The sequence below is a fragment of the Streptomyces sp. SudanB182_2057 genome, from assembly GCF_964272715.1.
GTDB classification, from domain to species: domain Bacteria; phylum Actinomycetota; class Actinomycetes; order Streptomycetales; family Streptomycetaceae; genus Streptomyces; species Streptomyces rubradiris.
The window spans coordinates 7740062-7758306 of record NZ_OZ186798.1 but is presented as its reverse complement, the minus strand read 5'-3'; the positions used below and the strand labels follow the sequence as shown (position 1 = coordinate 7758306).

General features: G+C 73.3%; 15 protein-coding genes and 2 pseudogenes. 12 read left to right on the top strand and 5 right to left on the bottom strand.

The annotated features are described in order from the left end of the window. Positions 1–31: 31 nt before the first annotated feature. Positions 32–244, bottom strand: a pseudogene (locus ACSURM_RS34460) (zinc-binding dehydrogenase); the annotation flags it as partial. A gap of 5 nt (positions 245–249) precedes the next feature. Here ACSURM_RS34460 and ACSURM_RS34455 point away from each other — a divergent pair. Beyond that, positions 250–648, top strand: a pseudogene (locus ACSURM_RS34455) (TetR/AcrR family transcriptional regulator); the annotation flags it as partial. A gap of 148 nt (positions 649–796) precedes the next feature. Here ACSURM_RS34455 and ACSURM_RS34450 read toward each other — a convergent pair. Beyond that, positions 797–1756, bottom strand: a complete 960-nt coding sequence (locus tag ACSURM_RS34450) for an amidohydrolase family protein (protein WP_436959875.1) — start codon at positions 1754–1756, stop codon at positions 797–799. Positions 1757–1785: 29 nt separating this feature from the next. Continuing rightward, positions 1786–2586: an arylamine N-acetyltransferase family protein gene (locus tag ACSURM_RS34445; protein WP_436959874.1), complete on the bottom strand. Its 801-nt coding sequence runs from the start codon at positions 2584–2586 to the stop codon at positions 1786–1788. Positions 2587–2844: 258 nt separating this feature from the next. Between ACSURM_RS34445 and ACSURM_RS34440 the strand changes: the two genes are divergently transcribed. From ACSURM_RS34440 to ACSURM_RS34390, 11 genes are all read left to right on the top strand, one after another. Then, positions 2845–3162 carry a helix-turn-helix domain-containing protein gene (locus ACSURM_RS34440; protein ID WP_436959873.1) on the top strand — a complete coding sequence of 106 codons (318 nt, stop codon included), beginning with the start codon at positions 2845–2847 and terminating at the stop codon, positions 3160–3162. A gap of 414 nt (positions 3163–3576) precedes the next feature. Continuing rightward, positions 3577–4752 (top strand): 3-deoxy-7-phosphoheptulonate synthase, encoded by a 1176-nt coding sequence (locus tag ACSURM_RS34435; RefSeq protein WP_436959872.1) that lies wholly within the window; start codon positions 3577–3579, stop codon positions 4750–4752. 58 nt (positions 4753–4810) lie between these two features. After that, positions 4811–5581 (top strand): 2,3-dihydro-2,3-dihydroxybenzoate dehydrogenase, encoded by a 771-nt coding sequence (locus tag ACSURM_RS34430; RefSeq protein ID WP_436959871.1) that lies wholly within the window; start codon positions 4811–4813, stop codon positions 5579–5581. 22 nt (positions 5582–5603) lie between these two features. Next, on the top strand, positions 5604–6263 hold the full coding sequence (locus ACSURM_RS34425) for an isochorismatase family protein (RefSeq protein WP_436959870.1): 660 nt from the start codon (positions 5604–5606) through the stop codon (positions 6261–6263). Between the two features lie 29 nt (positions 6264–6292). Beyond that, positions 6293–8185: an anthranilate synthase family protein gene (locus ACSURM_RS34420; protein WP_436959869.1), complete on the top strand. Its 1893-nt coding sequence runs from the start codon at positions 6293–6295 to the stop codon at positions 8183–8185. Then, positions 8173–8514 (top strand): hypothetical protein, encoded by a 342-nt coding sequence (locus tag ACSURM_RS34415; protein ID WP_436959868.1) that lies wholly within the window; start codon positions 8173–8175, stop codon positions 8512–8514. The genes ACSURM_RS34420 and ACSURM_RS34415 overlap by 13 nt, the downstream gene beginning before the upstream one ends. A gap of 435 nt (positions 8515–8949) precedes the next feature. Further along, positions 8950–9465 carry a shikimate kinase gene (locus tag ACSURM_RS34410; RefSeq protein ID WP_436959867.1) on the top strand — a complete coding sequence of 172 codons (516 nt, stop codon included), beginning with the start codon at positions 8950–8952 and terminating at the stop codon, positions 9463–9465. Between the two features lie 90 nt (positions 9466–9555). Next, complete coding sequence (aroA, locus tag ACSURM_RS34405; RefSeq protein ID WP_436959866.1) at positions 9556–10851, top strand: 3-phosphoshikimate 1-carboxyvinyltransferase; 1296 nt, start codon at positions 9556–9558, stop codon at positions 10849–10851. 49 nt (positions 10852–10900) lie between these two features. Then, positions 10901–12103, top strand: coding sequence for a 3-hydroxybenzoate 6-monooxygenase (locus ACSURM_RS34400; protein WP_436959865.1), 1203 nt, complete (start codon positions 10901–10903; stop codon positions 12101–12103). Continuing rightward, positions 12100–13284 carry a chorismate synthase gene (gene aroC, locus ACSURM_RS34395; protein ID WP_436959864.1) on the top strand — a complete coding sequence of 395 codons (1185 nt, stop codon included), beginning with the start codon at positions 12100–12102 and terminating at the stop codon, positions 13282–13284. Before ACSURM_RS34400 ends, aroC begins: the two co-directional genes overlap by 4 nt. 265 nt (positions 13285–13549) lie before the next feature. Further along, positions 13550–14785, top strand: coding sequence for an IS701 family transposase (locus ACSURM_RS34390; protein WP_436959863.1), 1236 nt, complete (start codon positions 13550–13552; stop codon positions 14783–14785). 200 nt (positions 14786–14985) lie between these two features. Here ACSURM_RS34390 and aroB read toward each other — a convergent pair whose 3' ends face one another. Both aroB and ACSURM_RS34380 read right to left on the bottom strand, forming a co-directional pair. Further along, entirely contained in the window at positions 14986–16065 is a 1080-nt protein-coding gene (aroB, locus tag ACSURM_RS34385) for a 3-dehydroquinate synthase (RefSeq protein ID WP_436959862.1), read from the bottom strand. A 142-nt stretch (positions 16066–16207) separates the two neighbouring features. Further along, positions 16208–18139 carry a helix-turn-helix domain-containing protein gene (locus tag ACSURM_RS34380; protein WP_436959861.1) on the bottom strand — a complete coding sequence of 644 codons (1932 nt, stop codon included), beginning with the start codon at positions 18137–18139 and terminating at the stop codon, positions 16208–16210. Positions 18140–18245: the final 106 nt, after the last annotated feature.

Below are 18245 nucleotides of genomic sequence, written 5' to 3'. Positions count from 1 at the left end.
GTTCTCAGCCGCTCGAAGGCTCCGTCGTCCGCTAGCGGACGGCGCCGGCCGGCCGTCGGACGACCAGGACGCGGCGCCCGCGCGCGTGACCGGCCCGGCTGTCGATGTGCGCCGCCGCGGCCTCGGCGAGCGGGTACGACTTCTCGACCGGGATGTGGAGCCTGCCGAGCGAGAGGAGACGGACGGTCTAGGCGAGCGCGTCCGGGACGCTGCCGGCCGCGCCGGAGAACCGGACACCGGTCTCGGCGTGAGCGGCGCCTCGCCCGGGCGGTCACCGGCCGGGCGCCGGGCGAGCCGCTCGTCCCCGGGCTGCGCCGTGAGGTCCGGGCCCTGGTGCGGCACCGCACGGGGGACGGCGCCGCCCCGGTCTGGCGCGTGATCGACGGGTCGCGGGCCTTGCTGGAGTACGAGCGGTCGATGCGGCTGCGCCATGCGGAGTCGCCGGCGGCGGCCATCGCCGCCGATCTCGGACTGCCGCCGGCCACGACGTCGTGCCGGACCATCGCGAGGTTCGTGATCGACGCCTGCTCGCCGGCCCGGGAGGCGGCCGACCCGGAGGCCGCACTGGACGAGACCTTCCGCATGATCGAGGCGGCCTGTACCGCCGCCCACCCGCCGGGAGACCCCACCGGCAGGACAGGGGCGTAAGCACGAGGACGTCGGCCGGCGCCTCGTGCCGAGTGCGGCGGCGCCGCCTTACGAAGCCGAGCCCTCCGTGCTCACCCGGCGGACGGCGGTCGCGTGCCGGAGGCCGGGGTGCACCCGCGATACCGCGGGTGTCACCCGTGACGCGGGATCAGGCCCCCGCGAGCCGGGGGAACAGCGCCAGCGCGTTGGTGCGGCCGATGGCCGTGCGCTGCTGGTCGTCCCAGCCCGGGAAGCGGGCGAAGCCCTCGACGTTCTCGGTGGTGTGGGAGGCCGGCATGAACGGGTAGTCGCTGCCGAAGAGGATCTTGTCGGGTGCGGCCAGCTCGGTCAGCGCGGGCAGCGCGAACGAGGTGGCGGACATGGCGATGTCGTAGTAGATGCCGCGCAGTTGGCCGATCACGTCGGCGGGGGCGCGGTCGGTGAGGTACTTGCCGATGGTCGGCCCGTAGGTGAGGCGCTGGGCGAGGAAGGGCAGGGTGCCGCCCGCGTGGGAGACGATGAGCTTGAGATGCGGAAGGCGTCCGAGCACCCCGTTGAAGAGCAGGCTGACCACCGTACGGGTGGTCTCGAAGGTGAACTCGTACAGCGACGGCGGCAGATCGAAGGTCGCCAGGTCCTTGGCGGGCGGCGTGCCCGGGTGGACATGGACCGGCAGGCCCCGCTCGGCGATCTCCGCGAGCAGCGGCTCGAACTCGGGGTCGCCGAGGTAGCGGTTCCCGTAGCTGGTCAGCAGCCCGACCCCGTCCAGACCGAGTTCGTCGACGGCGTAGGCCAGTTCGTCCTTGGCGGCGGCGACGTCGGGCAGCGGCAGGATGGCGAAGGCACCGAAGCGGTCCGGGTGGGCGGCCACGGTCTGGGCGAAGAACTCGTTGACCTGACGCGCCAGCCGGCGGGCCTCGTCGCCTTCCGCGAAGGTGACACCGGGGGCGGTGATGGACAGCACGGCGGCGGCGATGGAGTGACGGTCCATCACATCGAGGCTGGCCTCGGCGCTCCAGGTGGGGTAGTCGACACCGGGGATGGCGACACGGTCGCCCAGCGCCTTGGCGTAGGCCGGCGGGATCGCGTGGTGGTGGACGTCGATGAGACCGGTCGGCTGTTGCGTCATGGTGGGTGTCTCCGTGGATCGGTGGAACGTCAGGAGTGCTCGTGGGCGTCGGCCGTGGGCGGGACGGAGGCCAGCTCGATGCCGAACACGGTGCGGTAGGCGGCCAGCAGCGCGGCGTCGTCGGCGAGGTGTTCCTTGGTCTTCTCCGCGCCCGTGGTCCGGGTGAGGGTCCGCCCGGCCAGCGTGACCCGGCCTTCCGCGGTGGGCAGGGTGCACACCTGCCGGGCGAGGAACGGGGAGTCCTCGCTGCTGCGCAGCCACCAGGTCATGGCGGCGAAGTCCGCCAGCTCGCGCGGGCGTGGCTCCAGGCGGTACTGGAGTTCGCCCTCCCGCAGCAGGTCCAGGTCGCCGTGGTCCGCCTCGGCCAGCCGGAAGGTGCCCTGCCGGTCGGCCTGTTCGCCCCGCTCGGACAGCCGCAGCGGGTGGCGGAAGGCGTTCCCGTAGCCGACGTCGGCCAGGTACGGCCCGTCGCCGTCCTCGGTCAGGACCCGCAGGGCCATGTGTCCCATCGGCGGGGTGAAGCCGTTGTCCTCCATGACCCGGGCGGCCAGGGGCGCGACGTCGAACCCGAGGCTGCGCAGCAACTCGTGGAAGGCTCCGTTGAGTTCGTAGCAGCAGCCGCCGCGGTTACGGCCGATGATCTTTTCCAGGGCGGGGGCGCCGAGGCCGATGGGCGGGCTGGGCCTGCCGTACGCGAAGTCGATGTTCTCGAACGGGACGCTGAGCACATGCCGCTCGTGCAGATGGGCCAGGGCCCTGGCGTCGGCACGTTCGGGGTGTTTGGCGCCGATGCGCTCCAGATAGGCGTCGACGGTCGCTGAGTCGAGCATCAGACCCGCTCCTGTGCACGGTAGGAGGCGCTGTGCGGTGGCGCGGTACGCAAAGTGATGTCCTCTCGACAGGTGAGTGCATCCGGCATTCCAGCGGACCCGGGCGGAGTCCGCATCACGTGTCTGCGGGATGCCCGGCCCGCGAATGCCCGGTCCACGGATGTCCGGCGCGGACCCGGCCCGCCGCGCGGAACCGGAACCTGACGGACTGACCGTCGTGGCGTTGCCGCCCCCGGGTCCGCCGGAAAGAGTCGTCCGGTGACCTACACCATCGCAGCCGACCGGTACACCCGCCCGAACTCCCCCGCCGCCCCCACGGCGGGCCTCTCCCGGCGCACGGCCGCGGTCCACCCCGGCTGGGCGAGCCTGACCCCCGCCGAGCTGCGGGTGGCCCGCCTGGTGGCCGAGGGACTGACCAACCGCGCCGTGGCCCAGCGTCTGTGCATCTCCCCGCACACGGTCGACAGCCATCTGCGGCACGCCTTCGCCAAGCTGGGCATCTCCAGCCGCGTGGCCCTGGCCCGGCTCACCCTGATCCACGACCACATCAGGGCGGACGAGCCGGCCGACCGCTGACGCGCTCCCGACAGCCCCCGGGCCTTCCGGGCAGCGTGCGCGACGAGGCGCCCGCCGACGCACCCGGAAGGCATCCGGCCATCGACACGGTTGCCACAACTCACTTTGCAGAGGCGGGAGTTGAGAGGTTGCCGAGGCAACCCGACCCCCTGCCCCGTACGTGACAGACTACGCGTCGCGGCTTGCCGGACCGCACGCATGTCCCGGACAGTGGTGTCCACAGCGGGGCGCTCACGAGGCACATGCCGGCGCCCCACCCCCACCATCCCGGCCTCAGCGCCGTACACGAGCCGCTGCCGGATGAAACACCGGGCGGTGAACCGGGCCGATGCCCGTGTGCCCTGTGTTGTTTCGCGAACGATCACGCCCACCATCAGCCGGAGTCGCTCCGGCGCGCTCTGCCGAGGGAAACTGATGATCGACGTTGAGTCCCACCTCCGGTCCCTGCCCGCTCTCCAGCAGCCCGACTGGTCCGACCACCCCGGCCTCGCCGACGTCCGCACGCACCTGACGCGCATGCCCGCCCTGGTGGACCTGGAGTCGGTGCGCCGGCTGCACGCGCTGCTGGCCGAGGCCGCCGCGGGACACCTCCAGGTGGTCCAGTCCGGCGACTGCGCCGAGGACCCCGCCGAGGCCACCCCCGAGGACGTCGCCCGCAAGACCGCGCTGCTGGACATGCTGGCGGGCACGATGAAGCTCGCCTCCGGCAAGCCGGTCCTACGGGTCGGCCGGATCGCCGGCCAGTTCGGCAAGCCCCGCTCCAACCCGACCGAGACCGTGCACGGGGTCGAACTGCCCGTCTACCGCGGCCACATGGTCAACCGCCCGGAGCCGGACGCCGAGCTGCGCCGCCCCGACCCCGGCCACCTGCTCACCGGTTACCGCGCCGCCAGCGACACCATGCACTACCTGGGCTGGCTCGGCTCGGCGGGGCGCCGCCCGGAGTTCGGCGCGCCGGTGTGGACCAGCCACGAGGCGCTGCTGCTCGACTACGAACTGCCGCTGCTGCGGCGGGAGCCCGACGGCACGCTGCTGCTGACCTCCACCCACTGGCCGTGGGTGGGCGAGCGCACCCGCCGGCTGGACGGCGCGCACATCGCGCTGCTGGCCGCCGTGTCCAACCCGGTGGCCGTCAAGGTCGGGCCGAGCATGACGCCCGAGGAGATCCTCGCCCTGTGCGAGAAGCTGGACCCCCACCACCGCCCGGGCCGGCTCACGCTGATCTCGCGCATGGGCGCCCAGAACGCGGCCGAGAAGCTGCCGGCGCTGGTCGAGGCGGTCGCCCGCGAGGGCCACCCGGTGCTGTGGCTGTCGGACCCGATGCACGGCAACACCGTAACCGGCCCCGAGGGCCTGAAGACCCGCCTGGTCAAGACCGTGGTGCAGGAGATCCAGGCGTTCCAGGAGGCGGTACGCGCGAACGGCGGCGTCGCGGCCGGCCTGCACCTGGAGACGACGCCCGAGGCGGTCACCGAGTGCGTCTCGCACGACATCAGCCTGGAGCGCATCGGCGACAAGTACCTCAGCTTCTGCGACCCGCGCCTGAACCCGCGCCAGGCCGTCGAGGCGGCCTCGGCCTGGCGGGGCTGAACCCCGGGCCCCGCCCACCGTTTCCCACCGACACCCATCACGTACGGAGGTTCGGACCGTGCAAGAAACCCTCGCCCTGGTCACCGGGGCGGCCGGCGGCATCGGAGCGGCCGTGACCCGGCTGCTGGCCGAGCGGGGCACCACGGTGGCGGCCGTGGACCGCGACGCCGAGCGGCTGGCCGAGACGGCCGCCCTGCTGCGCAAGGAGGGCCTCGCGGTGACCGAGTTCGCCGCCGACGTCACCTCCAGCCAAGCCGTGGAGCGGCTCGTGGAGGAGGTCGAGGCCCGGCTCGGGCCCGTGCACCAGCTGGTCAACGCCGCGGGTGTGCTGCGCCTCGGCCCGGCGCACACCCTGACCGACGAGGACTGGAACGCCACCCTCTCCGTCAACACCACCGGTGTGTTCCACATGTCGCGGGCCGTGGTCGCCCGCATGATCCGGCGCCGCGGCGGCGCCGTGGTCACCGTGGCCTCGAACGCGGCCGGCACGGCCCGCGCCGAGATGGCGGCCTACGCGGCGTCCAAGGCCGCCGCCACCGCGTTCACGAAGTGCCTGGGCCTGGAGGTGGCGTCGTACGGCATCCGCTGCAACGTGGTGGCCCCCGGCTCCACCGACACCCCGATGCTGCGCGGCATGCACACCGCCGAGACCGCCGCCCAGGCGTCCGTGGCGGGCCGTCCGGACCAGTACCGGGTCGGCATCCCGCTGGGCAAGGTCGCCCTGCCCGAGGACATCGCCCGGGCCGTCGCCTTCCTGCTCTCCGACGACGCGGGCCACATCACGATGCACGAACTGACCGTGGACGGCGGAGCCACCCTCGGTGTCTGACGACGAAAGGAACCACCGTACGATGCCCGGCATTCCCCCCGTCGAGCCCTACCCGATGCCCACCGCCGAGGAGTTGCCCGAGAACATCGTCGGCTGGCGGGTGGACCCGCGGCGCGCGGTGCTGCTGCTGCACGACATGCAGGAGTTCTTCCTCGAGCCGTTCCCCCGCGACACCGCCCTCGGCCGGGCCCTGGTGGACAACACGGCGGCTCTGCGCACGGCCTGCAAGGCGCTGGGCGTGCCCGTCGCCTACACCGCGCAGCCCGGCAGCATGACCCCCGAACAGCGCGGCCTGCTCAAGGACTTCTGGGGACCGGGCATGCGGGCCACGCCCGAGCACCGCAAGGTGGTCTCCCCGCTGGAGCCGGACGACGACGACTGGACCTTCACCAAGTGGCGCTACAGCGCCTTCTTCAAGTCCGACCTGCTGGAGCGGATGCGCGCCGGCGGGCGTGACCAGCTGATCGTCTGCGGGGTGTACGCGCACGTGGGCGTGCTGATGACCTCGGTGGAGGCGTACACGAACGACATCGAGACGTTTCTGGTGGCCGACGCGGTCGCCGACTTCTCCGCCGACTACCACCGGCTGGCCCTCACCTACGCCGCCGAGCGGGCCGCGAAGGTCGTGACGTCCCAGGCGGTACTGACCGAACTCGACGCGGCCACCGCGTCGGCCCGCTGACGGCCGTCGCAGGCGAAAGGACCCACACCATGGCAAGGAACGAGGACGCACAGCGCCTGCTGGCGCGCATCCTCGACGGGTCGGCGGGGGCGTTCGCGCTGCTGCGCCGTCCGGAGACCGCGGGACCGGACACGCTGGAGCTGCTGGCCGGCGAGGTGACACGGGCCGACACGCTCGCCGACCTGGAGCTCCAGGGCCCGGCGGGCACCGGCGCCCACCAGGAGCTGCTGGCGCTGATCCCCTACCGGCAGCTGTCCGAGCGCGGTTTCGCCGCCCCCGACGACGGCACCCCGCTGCTGGCGATGCGCGTCGACGAGCAGGCCTCGCTGCCGCTGCGCCCGACGCTCGCGCTGCTGCCCGACCATCCGGTGAAGATGACCGAGGAGCGCTTCGACGTCGACGACGACGCCTACGCCGAGACCGTGCGCCGGGTCGTCGCCGACGAGATCGGCACCGGCGAGGGCGCCAACTTCGTGATGAAGCGGTCCTTCACCGCTGTGCTGCCCGACTTCGACAGCGCCGCCGCCCTGTCGTTCTTCCGCCGGCTGGTGGAGCGGGAAGCGGGCGCGTACTGGACCTTCCTGATCCACACCGGCGAGCGCACGCTGGTGGGTGCCACCCCCGAACGGCACATCAGCGTCCACGACGGCAACGCCGTGATGAACCCCATCAGCGGCACCTACCGCTATCCGTCCTCCGGCCCCGACCTGAACGGCGTGCTGGACTTCCTCGCCGACGAGAAGGAAGCCGACGAGCTGTACATGGTCGTCGACGAGGAACTGAAGATGATGGGCCGCATCTGCCCCGCGGGCGGCCGGGTGCGGGGCCCGTACCTGAAGGAGATGGCGCGCCTCGCGCACACCGAGTACTTCATCGAGGGCCGCACCGACCGCGATGTCCGCGACATCCTGCGCGAGACCCTGTTCGCGCCGACGGTGACCGGCTCCCCGCTGGAGAGCGCGGCCCGGGTCATCAGCCGCTACGAGCCGCAGGGACGCGGCTACTACAGCGGTGTGGCCGCCCTGATCGGACGCGACGCGGCCGGGGGGCGCACGCTGGACTCCTCGATCCTGATCCGCACCGCCGACATCGACGCGGACGGACGGATGAGCATCGGGGTGGGGGCGACCCTCGTCCGCCACTCCGACCCCGCCTCCGAGGTGCAGGAGACACGCGCCAAGGCCGCGGGGCTGCTGGCCGCGCTCGGGGACGCCGAACCCACCCGGTACGGTTCCCACCCGGCGGTGCGCGAGGCGCTGGACTCCCGCAACGACGGCATCGCCCGGTTCTGGCTCCAGGAGCCGGCCGGTCCGGGTGCCTCCGACGGGCCGCTGGCCGGGCGCAAGGTGCTGATCGTCGACGCCGAGGACACCTTCACGGAGATGATCGCCCATCAGATCCGGTCGCTGGGCTGCGAGGTGGCGGTGCGGCGCTTCGACGAGCCGTACGACTTCGACGCGCACGACCTGGTGGTGATGGGCCCGGGACCGGGCGACCCGCGGGAGACGGCGCACCCGAAGATCGCCCATCTGCGGGCGGCGGTGGCCCGGCTCCTGGAGGAGAAGCGGCCGTTCCTCGCGGTGTGCCTGAGCCATCAGGTGCTGAGCATGCTCCTCGGCCTGGACCTGCTGCGCCGCCCGGCGCCCAATCAGGGCGCCCAGCACGTGATCGACCTCTTCGGCAGCACCGAGCGAGTCGGTTTCTACAACACCTTCGCCGCCCACAGCGACTCCGGCCGCTTCGCGCACCCGGAGTACGGAACGGTCGACGTGAGCCGGGACGCGGCGACGGGCGAGGTGCACGCGCTGCGCGCCCGGGGCTTCGCCTCGATGCAGTTCCACGCCGAGTCCGTGCTGACCGTGGACGGGCCGCGCATCATCGGCTCGCTCCTGGAGGAGGTGGCCGGGACATGCACGCGGTGATCGTCTGGTGGGACCTGAGCCGCTCCCGGCAGACCATCGGGTCCCTGCGCGACTTCCTCCGCGACGAGGCGGTGGACCGCTTCTCCCGGATGCCCGGGCTGCGGCTGAAGTTCTGGATCTCGGACGAGGCCACCGACCGGTGGGGGGCGGTGCTGCTGTGGGAGTCGCGCGAGGCGGCCACGGCTCCCCTGCCGAACCGGGCGGCGGAGCTGATCGGTTACCCGCCCACCGAGCGGCACGCCTTCGACGTGGAGGCGACCGTGGAGGGGGACTTCGCCCTCGCCGCGCTCTCCGGCCGGGGCCTGGCACTCACCCCGGCGGCCGGCTGACCGGCCGCGGCCGCGCACATCCCCGAAGCCGCACGAAGCACCCTGGCCGGGACCTCCCGCTCCGGCGCCGACCCCGGTCGGCCCCCGAGGACGGTCCCCGGAACCCGCCCCACCGCCGGGTCACCCCTCCTCGACGGCGGGCGGGAGACCTCCGGCCGCCGCGGGGCCCGTGACCGGGTCCCGCGGCGGCGCGGGAGCGTGCTCGTACGGTACGGCTCCGGCGGGGCGCCCCCGTGCGGTGGGACCCGGCGGTCCGCCGCCCCACAAGTCCCCCGGCCCGTAAGCCTCCTCGGGCGCGCGTAGCCCTGGCCCCGTAAGCCTCCTCGGGCGCGCGTGGCCCGGGCCCGCGAGCCCTCCCCCGACAGCACGGCCGGGCCTTCGTGCCCGCCCCGCCCCGTCGCGGCTCGATGTCCCCGACCCGAAAGGCAGCACCTCATGACAGGTCCCGCGGCCATCCTGATCGGCATGCCCGGCGTGGGCAAGACCTCCGTCGGCCGGGAACTGGCCGGGCTGCTGGGTGTCTCATTCCGTGACACCGACGAGGACGTGACCCGGCTGGCGGGCCGGCCCGTGCCCGAGGTGCTGCGGGAGAAGGGCGAGCCGGCCTTCCGTCTCCTGGAGCACCGGGCGGTCACCGCGGCCCTGGCCGAGCACGCCGGGGTGCTCGCGCTGGGCGGCGGCGCGATCCTGCACGAAGGCACCCGGGCGCGGCTGCGCGGGTGCCGTGTGGTGCACCTGTGGGCCGGCCTGGACACGCTGGCGCACCGGGTCCTGGCCGACGGCGACCGGCCCCTGCTCGACGGGGACCCCCGGGCCGGGCTCGTGCTGCTGATGCGCGCCCGGCTGCCCCTGTACCGGCGGCTCGCGGTGGTGTCGGTGCGCGCCGAGGACCGCGGTCCGCGCGAGATCGCCGAAGAGATCGCCGCCCTGCTCGCCTCCGCCGCCCCCTGACCGTACGGAACCCCTCCGCGGTGTTCCTCCGTGCCGTCGCAGACCAACAGCGCCGCTCTCGATGCCGGCCGCACTCGACAAAGGACAGCCATGACCACCGTCCCCGCGCCGCCCGAGGCGCTGCACGCCCGTGTTCCGGGCTCGAAGTCACTGACCAACAGAGCGCTCCTGCTCGCCGCCGCGGCGGCCGGGACGACTGTGCTCACCGCCCCTTTGATCAGCGACGACACCATGGCCTTCCGCCAGGCGCTCGACGACCTGGGCGTGCGGATCCGGTCGTCGGACGACGACGGCGCCTGGCAGGTGACCGGGCTGGGCCGCGGTCCGCGGGGCACCGGCCGTATCTGGTGCGCGGACGCGGGCACCGCCGCCCGGTTCCTGCCGCCGCTGGCCGCCGCCGGCCACGGCGACTTCGTCTTCACGGGCAGCGACCAGCTCACCGCCCGTCCCGTGGCACCGCTCGCCGACGCGCTGCGCCGCCTGGGCGCCGAGGTGCACACCGGGCCGGACGGCACCCTGCCGCTGCGGGTGCGCGCCGAGGGGCTGGACGGCGGCGAGCTGGAGGTCGACTCCAGCCTCAGCAGCCAGTTCCTGAGCGGGCTGCTGATGGCGGCCCCGCTGCTGCGCGGCGGCCTGCTGCTGAAGGTGCGCGAACTGGTCAGCCGTCCCTACGTCGACATGACCATCGCGCTGATGCGGCACTTCGGCGCCGACGTGGCCGAGGACGCCCCGGGCGCGTTCGCGGTCCGCCCCACCGGCTACCGGGCCGCCGACCTGCGGATCGAGCCGGACGCCTCCACCGCCTCGTACTTTCTGGCCGCCGCGGCCGTCACCGGGCGCACGGTGACCGTACCCGGTCTGGGACACGGCAGCCTCCAGGGCGATGTGCGGTTCGCCGAGGTGCTGGAGCGGGCCGGGGCCCGGGTGCGGCGCACCGAGGACGCCGTCTCGGTCACCGGGACCGGCACGCTCAGGGGCGGTTTCGACGTCGACATGGGTGACATCTCGGACACGTTCATGACGCTGGCGGCCATCGCCCCGCTGGCCGACGCGCCTGTGACCATCCGCGGCATCGGCCACGCCCGGCTCAAGGAGTCGGACCGGATCGAGGCGGTCGCCGGGAACCTGCGCGCGCTGGGCGTGCGCACCGACACCGGCCGGGACTGGATCACCGTGCACCCCGGCGGCACCTCGCCCGCGCGGATCGCCTGTCACCGCGACCACCGCATCGCCATGGCGTTCTCGGTGCTGAATCTGCGCACGGGGAACCTCACGCTCGACGACCCCGGCTGTGTCGCCAAGACCTTCCCCGGATTCCACGAGGAGTTCCACCGGCTCTTCCCCGGCCATCCGCTGCCGGCCGGCCCGGACCGCGCCTCCGCCTGACCCACAGAACAGCGACGCGTTTGCCAGTGAAGGGATTTGAGGATCGGAAATGACACACATACTGATCGCCGGGGGCGGCATCGGCGGACTGGCCACGGCTGTGTCGCTGGCCCGCAACGGACACCGGGTCACCGTGCTGGAACGCCGTGACACCTTCGCCGAGATCGGTGCCGGCATCCAGCTCGGGCCCAACGCCTTCCACGCCCTGGACCGCCTGGGTGTGGGCGAGGGCGTGCGCGAACAGGCCGTGTTCACCGACGAACTGTGCTTCATGGACGGCACCACGGGCGAGAAGGTCGCCGGCATGGAGCTGACCCGGGCCTACCGCGACCGGTTCGGCAACCCCTACGCCGTGGTGCACCGCGGCGACCTCTACCAGCCGCTGCTGGCCGCCTGCCAGGGGCTGGACGCGGTGGAACTCGTCCCCGACGCCTCGGTGGAGCGCTACGAGCAGAGCGCCACGGGCGTCACGGTGCACACCACCGACGGACGGGCCTTCCACGGCGCGGCGCTGATCGGCGCGGACGGCATCCGCTCCACGGTGCGCGCGCAGATGCTCGGCGACGGCGAACCCCGGGTGTCGGGACACACCATCTACCGCTCGGTGATACCGATCGAGAAGGTGCCCGAGGAGCTGCGCTGGAACACGGTCACCCTCTGGGCCGGCCCGAAGTGGCACTTCGTGCACTACATCATCGGCGGCGGCCGGTACCTCAATCTCGCTGTCACCCGCGACGACGGCGCCACGGTGCCGGTGGCCGGACGCGAGGCCGACCGCGCCCATGTGCTCGACCAGTTCCCCGGCATCGGCACGACCGCCCGGCGGCTGCTCGAACTCGGGGAGGGATGGCGCGAATGGGTGCTGTGCGACCGTGACCCCGTTCCGGCCTGGACCGAGGGGCGGGTCGCGCTGCTCGGTGACGCCGCCCACCCCATGCTGCAGTACGCGGCCCAGGGCGCCTGCCAGGCCCTGGAGGACGCGGTGGTGCTCGGCGAGGTGACCGAGACCGCGCGGGAGGACGACCTGGTGCAGCGCCTGGAGAAGTACAACGCCCTGCGCCGCGAACGCGCGGGACGGACCCAGCTCATCGCCCGCCGCATGGGCAGCGAGCTGTACCACCCGGCGGGCGAGCGGGCGCAGGAGCGCAACGCCATGCTCTCCGCGCTGTCCCAGCGGGACATGTACGAGAAGGTCTCCTGGCTGCACGGCGACCGGGCCTTCACCGACAGCGGCACCGGAGGAGAGCGTTGAGCACGCTGCGTTGGCTGACCGCTGGGGAGTCCCACGGTCCCGCACTTGTCGCGACGCTGGAGGGTCTTCCCGCCGGCGTGCCGATCACCACGGAGATGGTGGCGGATCATCTGGCGCGGCGGCGGCTCGGCTATGGCCGTGGTGCGCGGATGAAGTTCGAGCGGGACGAGGTCACTTTCCTGGGTGGTGTCCGGCACGGGCTGACGCTGGGTTCGCCGGTGGCGGTGATGGTGGGGAACACCGAGTGGCCGAAGTGGGAGCAGGTCATGGCGGCCGACCCGGTCGACCCTGAGGTGCTGAAGGAGTTGGCGCGTAATGCTGCGTTGACGCGTCCGCGTCCGGGGCACGCGGATCTGGCGGGGATGCAGAAGTACGGGTTCGACGAGGCCCGTCCGATTCTGGAGCGTGCCTCGGCGCGGGAGACGGCGGCGCGGGTGGCGCTGGGCGCGGTGGCGCGGTCGTACCTGAAGGAGACGGCCGGGGTCGAGGTCGTCTCGCATGTGGTGGAGCTGGCCTCGGCGCGGGCGCCGTACGGGGTGTACCCGACGCCGGCGGATGTGGAGCGGCTGGACGCGGATCCGGTGCGCTGCCTGGATGCGGACGCGTCCAAGGCGATGGTCGCGGAGATCGACCAGGCGCACAAGGACGGTGACACCCTGGGTGGTGTGGTGGAGGTGCTGGCGTACGGGGTGCCGGTGGGGCTGGGCTCGCATGTGCACTGGGACCGGCGGCTGGACGCTCGGCTGGCGGCGGTGCTGATGGGCATCCAGGCGATCAAGGGTGTGGAGGTCGGTGACGGTTTCGAGCTGGCGCGGGTGCCGGGTTCGAAGGCGCACGACGAGATCGTGGTCACGGACGAGGGGATCAGGCGGGTCACGGGCCGTGCCGGTGGTACGGAGGGCGGTCTGTCCACGGGTGAGGTGTTGCGGGTGCGGGCGGCGATGAAGCCGATCGCGACGGTGCCGCGGGCGCTGCGGACGGTGGACGTGGCCACGGGCGAGGCGGCGCAGGCCCATCACCAGCGTTCGGACGTGTGCGCGGTGCCGGCCGCCGGGATCGTCGCCGAGGCCATGGTCGCGCTGGTCCTGGCGGACGCGGTGGCCGAGAAGTTCGGCGGTGACAGCGTCACCGAGACCCGCCGCAACGTCCGCTCCTACCTCGACAGCCTGGCGATTCGCTGAGGTGAGCGGGTGGGTGTGGGGTGCGGCCCCCACACCCACCCGGGTCGGCGGTGGTCCGGCCACACACCCTGGGTAGTCGGCGCAATACTCCGTCAACGGCGCGTCAACCGTGCCGCTGTGTCCTGTGCCCGCGGGGCCCTCACAGGTAGTACTCCACGCAGGATCCGGCATATTCGGGTGGCAGGCACACCTCGTCCCGCCGAGGCCGTACCGGCCATGGTGCTCAGGTAACCGTAGAGAGCTGCCCGAACACGGCTGGAGCATCGTGAACACGTCTGTCCTCGGGAAAGTCGACGCCACCCACGCACCGTCCGTGCCCCACCAGCGCTCCGTCTCCCCCGAGGGCGAGGTGCCCGACGACATCGTCGCGGAGCTGTGCGCCGCCTTGTTCTCCTTACTCGGCCGGAAGGACCAGCGGCGCCAGGCCGAGCAGTACCTGCGCGGACTGCTGACCACCCGGGGCCGCAAGTCCATCCGCAACATCGCCGCCCATCTGGGCCGGCCCGGCCTGGAGCAGAGCCTGCACCACTTCGTCGCCAGCTCGACCTGGGACTGGCAGCCCCTGCGCGCCGCGCTGGCCGGCTATCTGGAACACACCCTCGCACCGCACGCGTGGGTCATACAGCCGATGCACATACCGAAGGCGGGCAAGTACTCGGTGGGCGTGGACGAGCAGTTCGCCCCGCACCTGGGGCAGGTCGTCCGGGGCCAGCAGGTGATCGGCGCCTGGCTGGCCTCGCCGGCGGCGAGCGCCCCCGTCAACTGGCGCATGGTGCTGCCCGAGAGCTGGGTCAACGACCCCGAGCGGCGGGCGCGGGCCGAGGTGCCCGAGCGGACGGCGCCGGAGAGCGCCGAGGAGTGCGCCGTGTCCGTGGCCCTGCAGATGGCGCGGCTGTGGAACATCCCGCGGCGGCCCGCCGTGCTGGATCTGCGCCGCTGCGACGTGGGCGCCGCGGCCCGCCGCCTGGCCTCGGGCGGGGTGCCCTTCCTCGCCCGGATCAGCCCCTCGAGCCCGCTGTCCGTCGCCGACCCGGCGCTGCCCGGGCACCGGGCCGGACCGCTGCCCGCCCGCCGGATCCTGGAACTGCTCAAGGGGATGCGGGTGCCCGCCGGCTGGTACGACCCGGCCGAGCCGCACCTGCCCCGCGCCTCCTGGGCGGCGAAGGTCCCCGTGGTCCTGCCCGGCCCGGTCGGCGGGGCGCCCCGGCGGCTGTTCCTGCTGGGCGAGTGGACCGACCCGGGCCGGCCCCCGTCCGCCCTCTGGCTCACCTCCCTGCCGCGGGTGCCGGCCGCGTCGCTGGTGCGCACCGCGAAACTGGCCGACCGGGTGGAGCGGGACTGCGACGACATCGGCGAGCGGGCCGGGCTGCGCGACTTCGCGGGCCGGTCGTTCCGCGGCTGGCACCGCCACATGACGCTGGCCTCCGTGGCGCACACGGCGATCGCCCTGCACGCCGCGGAGTACGGGCCGCGGCAGACCGGCCGGCTCATCGGGGCCTGACCGGTCCGGCCGCCACCACGGCCCCGGCCGGACGGCGCACCGGCCGTCGCCAGGGCGCCGTGCCCGGCGAGAGGAGGAACTCCGCACAGCAGCCGACGGGTTGAGGTGGATCCGCGCAACGGCGCGTGGAACCTCCCCTTCCCATCGACGTCCGTACCAGGCGGGATTACCCGTCGGGCGCCCTGCCCGGACCGGCCCGGTCAGCCGGACACCCGGGCCCAGGCGGCGGCGAGCCGGTCCGGGCCGGGGTCGGCGAGGACTCGGGTGCGGCCGATGCCGTCGAGGACGATGAAGCGCAGTGTGTTCCCGCGGGCCTTCTTGTCCACCCGCATGGCGTCCAGCAGTTCGGGCCACCGTCCGCCGCGGTGGCGCAGGGGCAGGCCGACCGCGTCGAGCACGGTCCGGTGGCGCCGTACCACGGTGTCGTCCGACAGGCCCGCCAGCCGGGCGAGTTCGGCGGCGAACACCATGCCCACGGACACCGCCTCGCCGTGCCGCCAGGTGAAGCCCTCGCACTTCTCGATCGCGTGGCCCAGCGTGTGGCCGTAGTTGAGGGCTTCGCGCGGGCCCTGTTCGCGCAGGTCCTGGGTGACGACCTCGGCCTTCACCCGGATCGCGCGTTCGACGAGTTCCCGGGTGTGCGGCCCGTGCGGGGTGCGCGCAGCCTCCGGGTCCGCCTCGATCAGGTCCAGGATCGCGGTGTCCCGGATGAAGCCGGCCTTGACGACCTCGGCGAGGCCCGCGGTGTAGTCGGCGGCCGGGAGCGTGCCGAGCGCGTCGAGGTCGCACAGGACGGCGCCCGGCGGGTGGAAGGCGCCCACGAGGTTCTTGCCCTCGCCGGTGTTGATGCCGGTCTTGCCGCCGACCGCCGCGTCCACCATGCCCAGCAGGGTGGTCGGTACGGCGATCCAGGGCACTCCGCGCAGCCAGGTGGCGGCCACGAAGCCGGCCAGGTCGGTGGTGGCCCCGCCGCCGATGCCCACGATCACGTCGGTGCGGGTGAAGCCGCTGCGTCCGAGCGTCTCCCAGCAGCGGGCGGCGGTGTCGGCGGTCTTGGCCTGTTCGCCGTCCGGCAGCTCGATCACGGTCGGCCGCAGGCCCCGCCCGGCGAACAGCCCCGCCGCCGCGGCGGCCGTGTCGCGCAGCCGGGGCGCGTGCAGCACGGCCACGCGCGAGGCCGCCGCCGCGGCGGGGACGTCGGCGAGTTCGCGCAGCAGGCCGTGGCCCACCCGCACGTCGTACGCGCTCGGGCCGGTGCCCACGGGTATGTGTGTGTTCATCCACGGCACGCTAGTGACCGGCGCGGCCGTGCCCTGGTGCGTGCCGGTGAATACGTCACCTCCGGGCGGCCGGTGCGGGCGGACCTGACACATCCGGGGGCCCGTCGTGGACCCGGCGGCCCCGCGGGGCCACACTGCTGTCTCAGGCTTCCGGCGCGCCGGCGGTGTCGGGGCGCAGCAGGGCCCGCATCCGGTGGATCCGCAGGGCGAGCTGGACGTCCAGGGCCCGGTCGGGTTGCTGCCAGCGCGGGCCCAGCAGCACGGCGACCCGTTCCAGTCGCCGCGAGACGGTGTTGGCGTGGATGTGGAGCCTGTCGGCGGCCTTGCTCGGGCTGGCGCCCGTGGCGAAGTACGCCTCCAGGGTCTTCACCAGCTCGGTGTCGTTGTCCCGGTCGTAGGCGAGGACCGGCCCGATGGAGTTGTCGATGAAGCCGCCCACGTCATGGCCGTCGGACAGCAGGAGCCCCACGAAGCCGAGGTCGTCGAGCGCCGCGGCGCTGCCGACGGCGTCGAGCGTGGTCAGCGCCTTCAGGCAGCGCACCGCCTCCTGGTGGAGCCGGCCCGCCTCGGTGGGCCCGCGGCCGGGCCCGGAGGCGCCCACCGTCACGGGGTGGCCCAGCACCGCGGACAGGACACCGGCGACCGAGCGGGCGGTGTCCGAGGCTTCGGTGCCCGGCAGCAGCAGCACGATGTTGCCGTCCCGGGCGGTCTTGAGGCCGCCGTGCCGGTAGGCGTAGGAGGAGGCCCACATCATGGCGCGCCCGTGCGGTCCGCCCTCGATGCGGACGACGAGCAGCACATGGGGCGCCGCCGGGTCCAGGCCCGCCCTGCCCAGGCGCTGCTCCAGGCGGTGCGCCCGGCGTGATCCGCCGGAGGGCAGGGCGATCAGCTCGTCCAGCAGCTCGTCGGGAAGGGGGCTTTCTGCCGCTGCCGTGCCGTGCCGCAGGAGCAGTTGGAGGGCGAAGACCTGGGTGACGAGGTACAGCAGCCGTTCGTCCTCGCCGATCAGCGGGGTGGCGGGGCGCAGCACGGCGAACCCCAGGTTCTCCGCGCCCGCCACCACGGGGGCGATCCAGGTGTCGTCGCCGTACGGTATCGGGGTGCGCTGCGCGTGGGCGTCCCAGGACACCTCGGTCACCGCGTTGTCGTCCAGGTCGGGCAGGGGCGCGGTGGCGGTGACGATACGGCCCGCCGGATTGCGCAGTTGGACGGTGCCGTCGAGCGCGTCGGCGGAAGCCTGGGCGAGGGTCTCCAGGTCCGCGCCGGACAGCAGCAGCCCCATCAAGTGGGAGTGGACGTCGGCGAGTTGTTGCAGCCTGGCCACGGTGGTGCGGGAGCGGAAGCCGTCGGTCTCGAGTTCGCTGACCTCGTCGCTGGCGTCCCGCAGGCGCTCGGCGCGCTCCAGCGACACGGCGCCCAGCGCGGCCAGGGAGCAGGCCAGGCCGATCTCTTCGGGGGTGAGGTGGCGTACGGTGCGGTTCGCGCAGTACAGGACGCCCAGGGTGCTGTCGCCGTGCACGAGCGGCACGGCGAGCAGTGAGGCGATGCCCTCGGCGCGGACCATCTCGTCGGCGTGCGGGCAGTGTTCGAACCGGTCGTCGCGCAGGTAGTCGGCCGTCCAGAACGGGGCCCCGATCGTCATGGCCTGCCGCCCGGCTCCCGTGGACGGGCGCACCTCCGCCCACATGCCGGTGGTGGCCCCTTCGGCGGCGTGCAGGCTGAGGGTGCCGTCGCCCTCGTACAGCCCTATGCACGCCATGTCCGCCTTGGTGATCCGCTTGACCTGGCGGCTGATGACCCGCATCAGCTCGCCCAGGTCGCGCGGCTGGGTCATGTCGCGGGCGGTGTCGACGAGTTCGGCGAGGCCGTCCTCGCGCTGCCGGCGCCGGTGCTGGGAGGCGTGGATGACGTGTGCCAGCCGGACCGCCTGTTCCAGCCGGTCCCGCTCCTCGCGGGAGCAGGTGCGCTCCGCTCGCAGCAGCAGTTCCTCGAAACGGTGGGACGGTACCTCTTCGGCCAGTAGCCGGAGCACGGTGAGCAGGTCCGGACGGTCTCTGTCTGCTGCGTCGGTCATCGCCTTTACCCCCGCCGGCCTGGCCTTTCGCGTGCGCGAACAGAACTTAGGCAGACCGTGACGAAGGAGTCAACCACGGCCTGTCGGGAAGGCCGGACACCGGGGT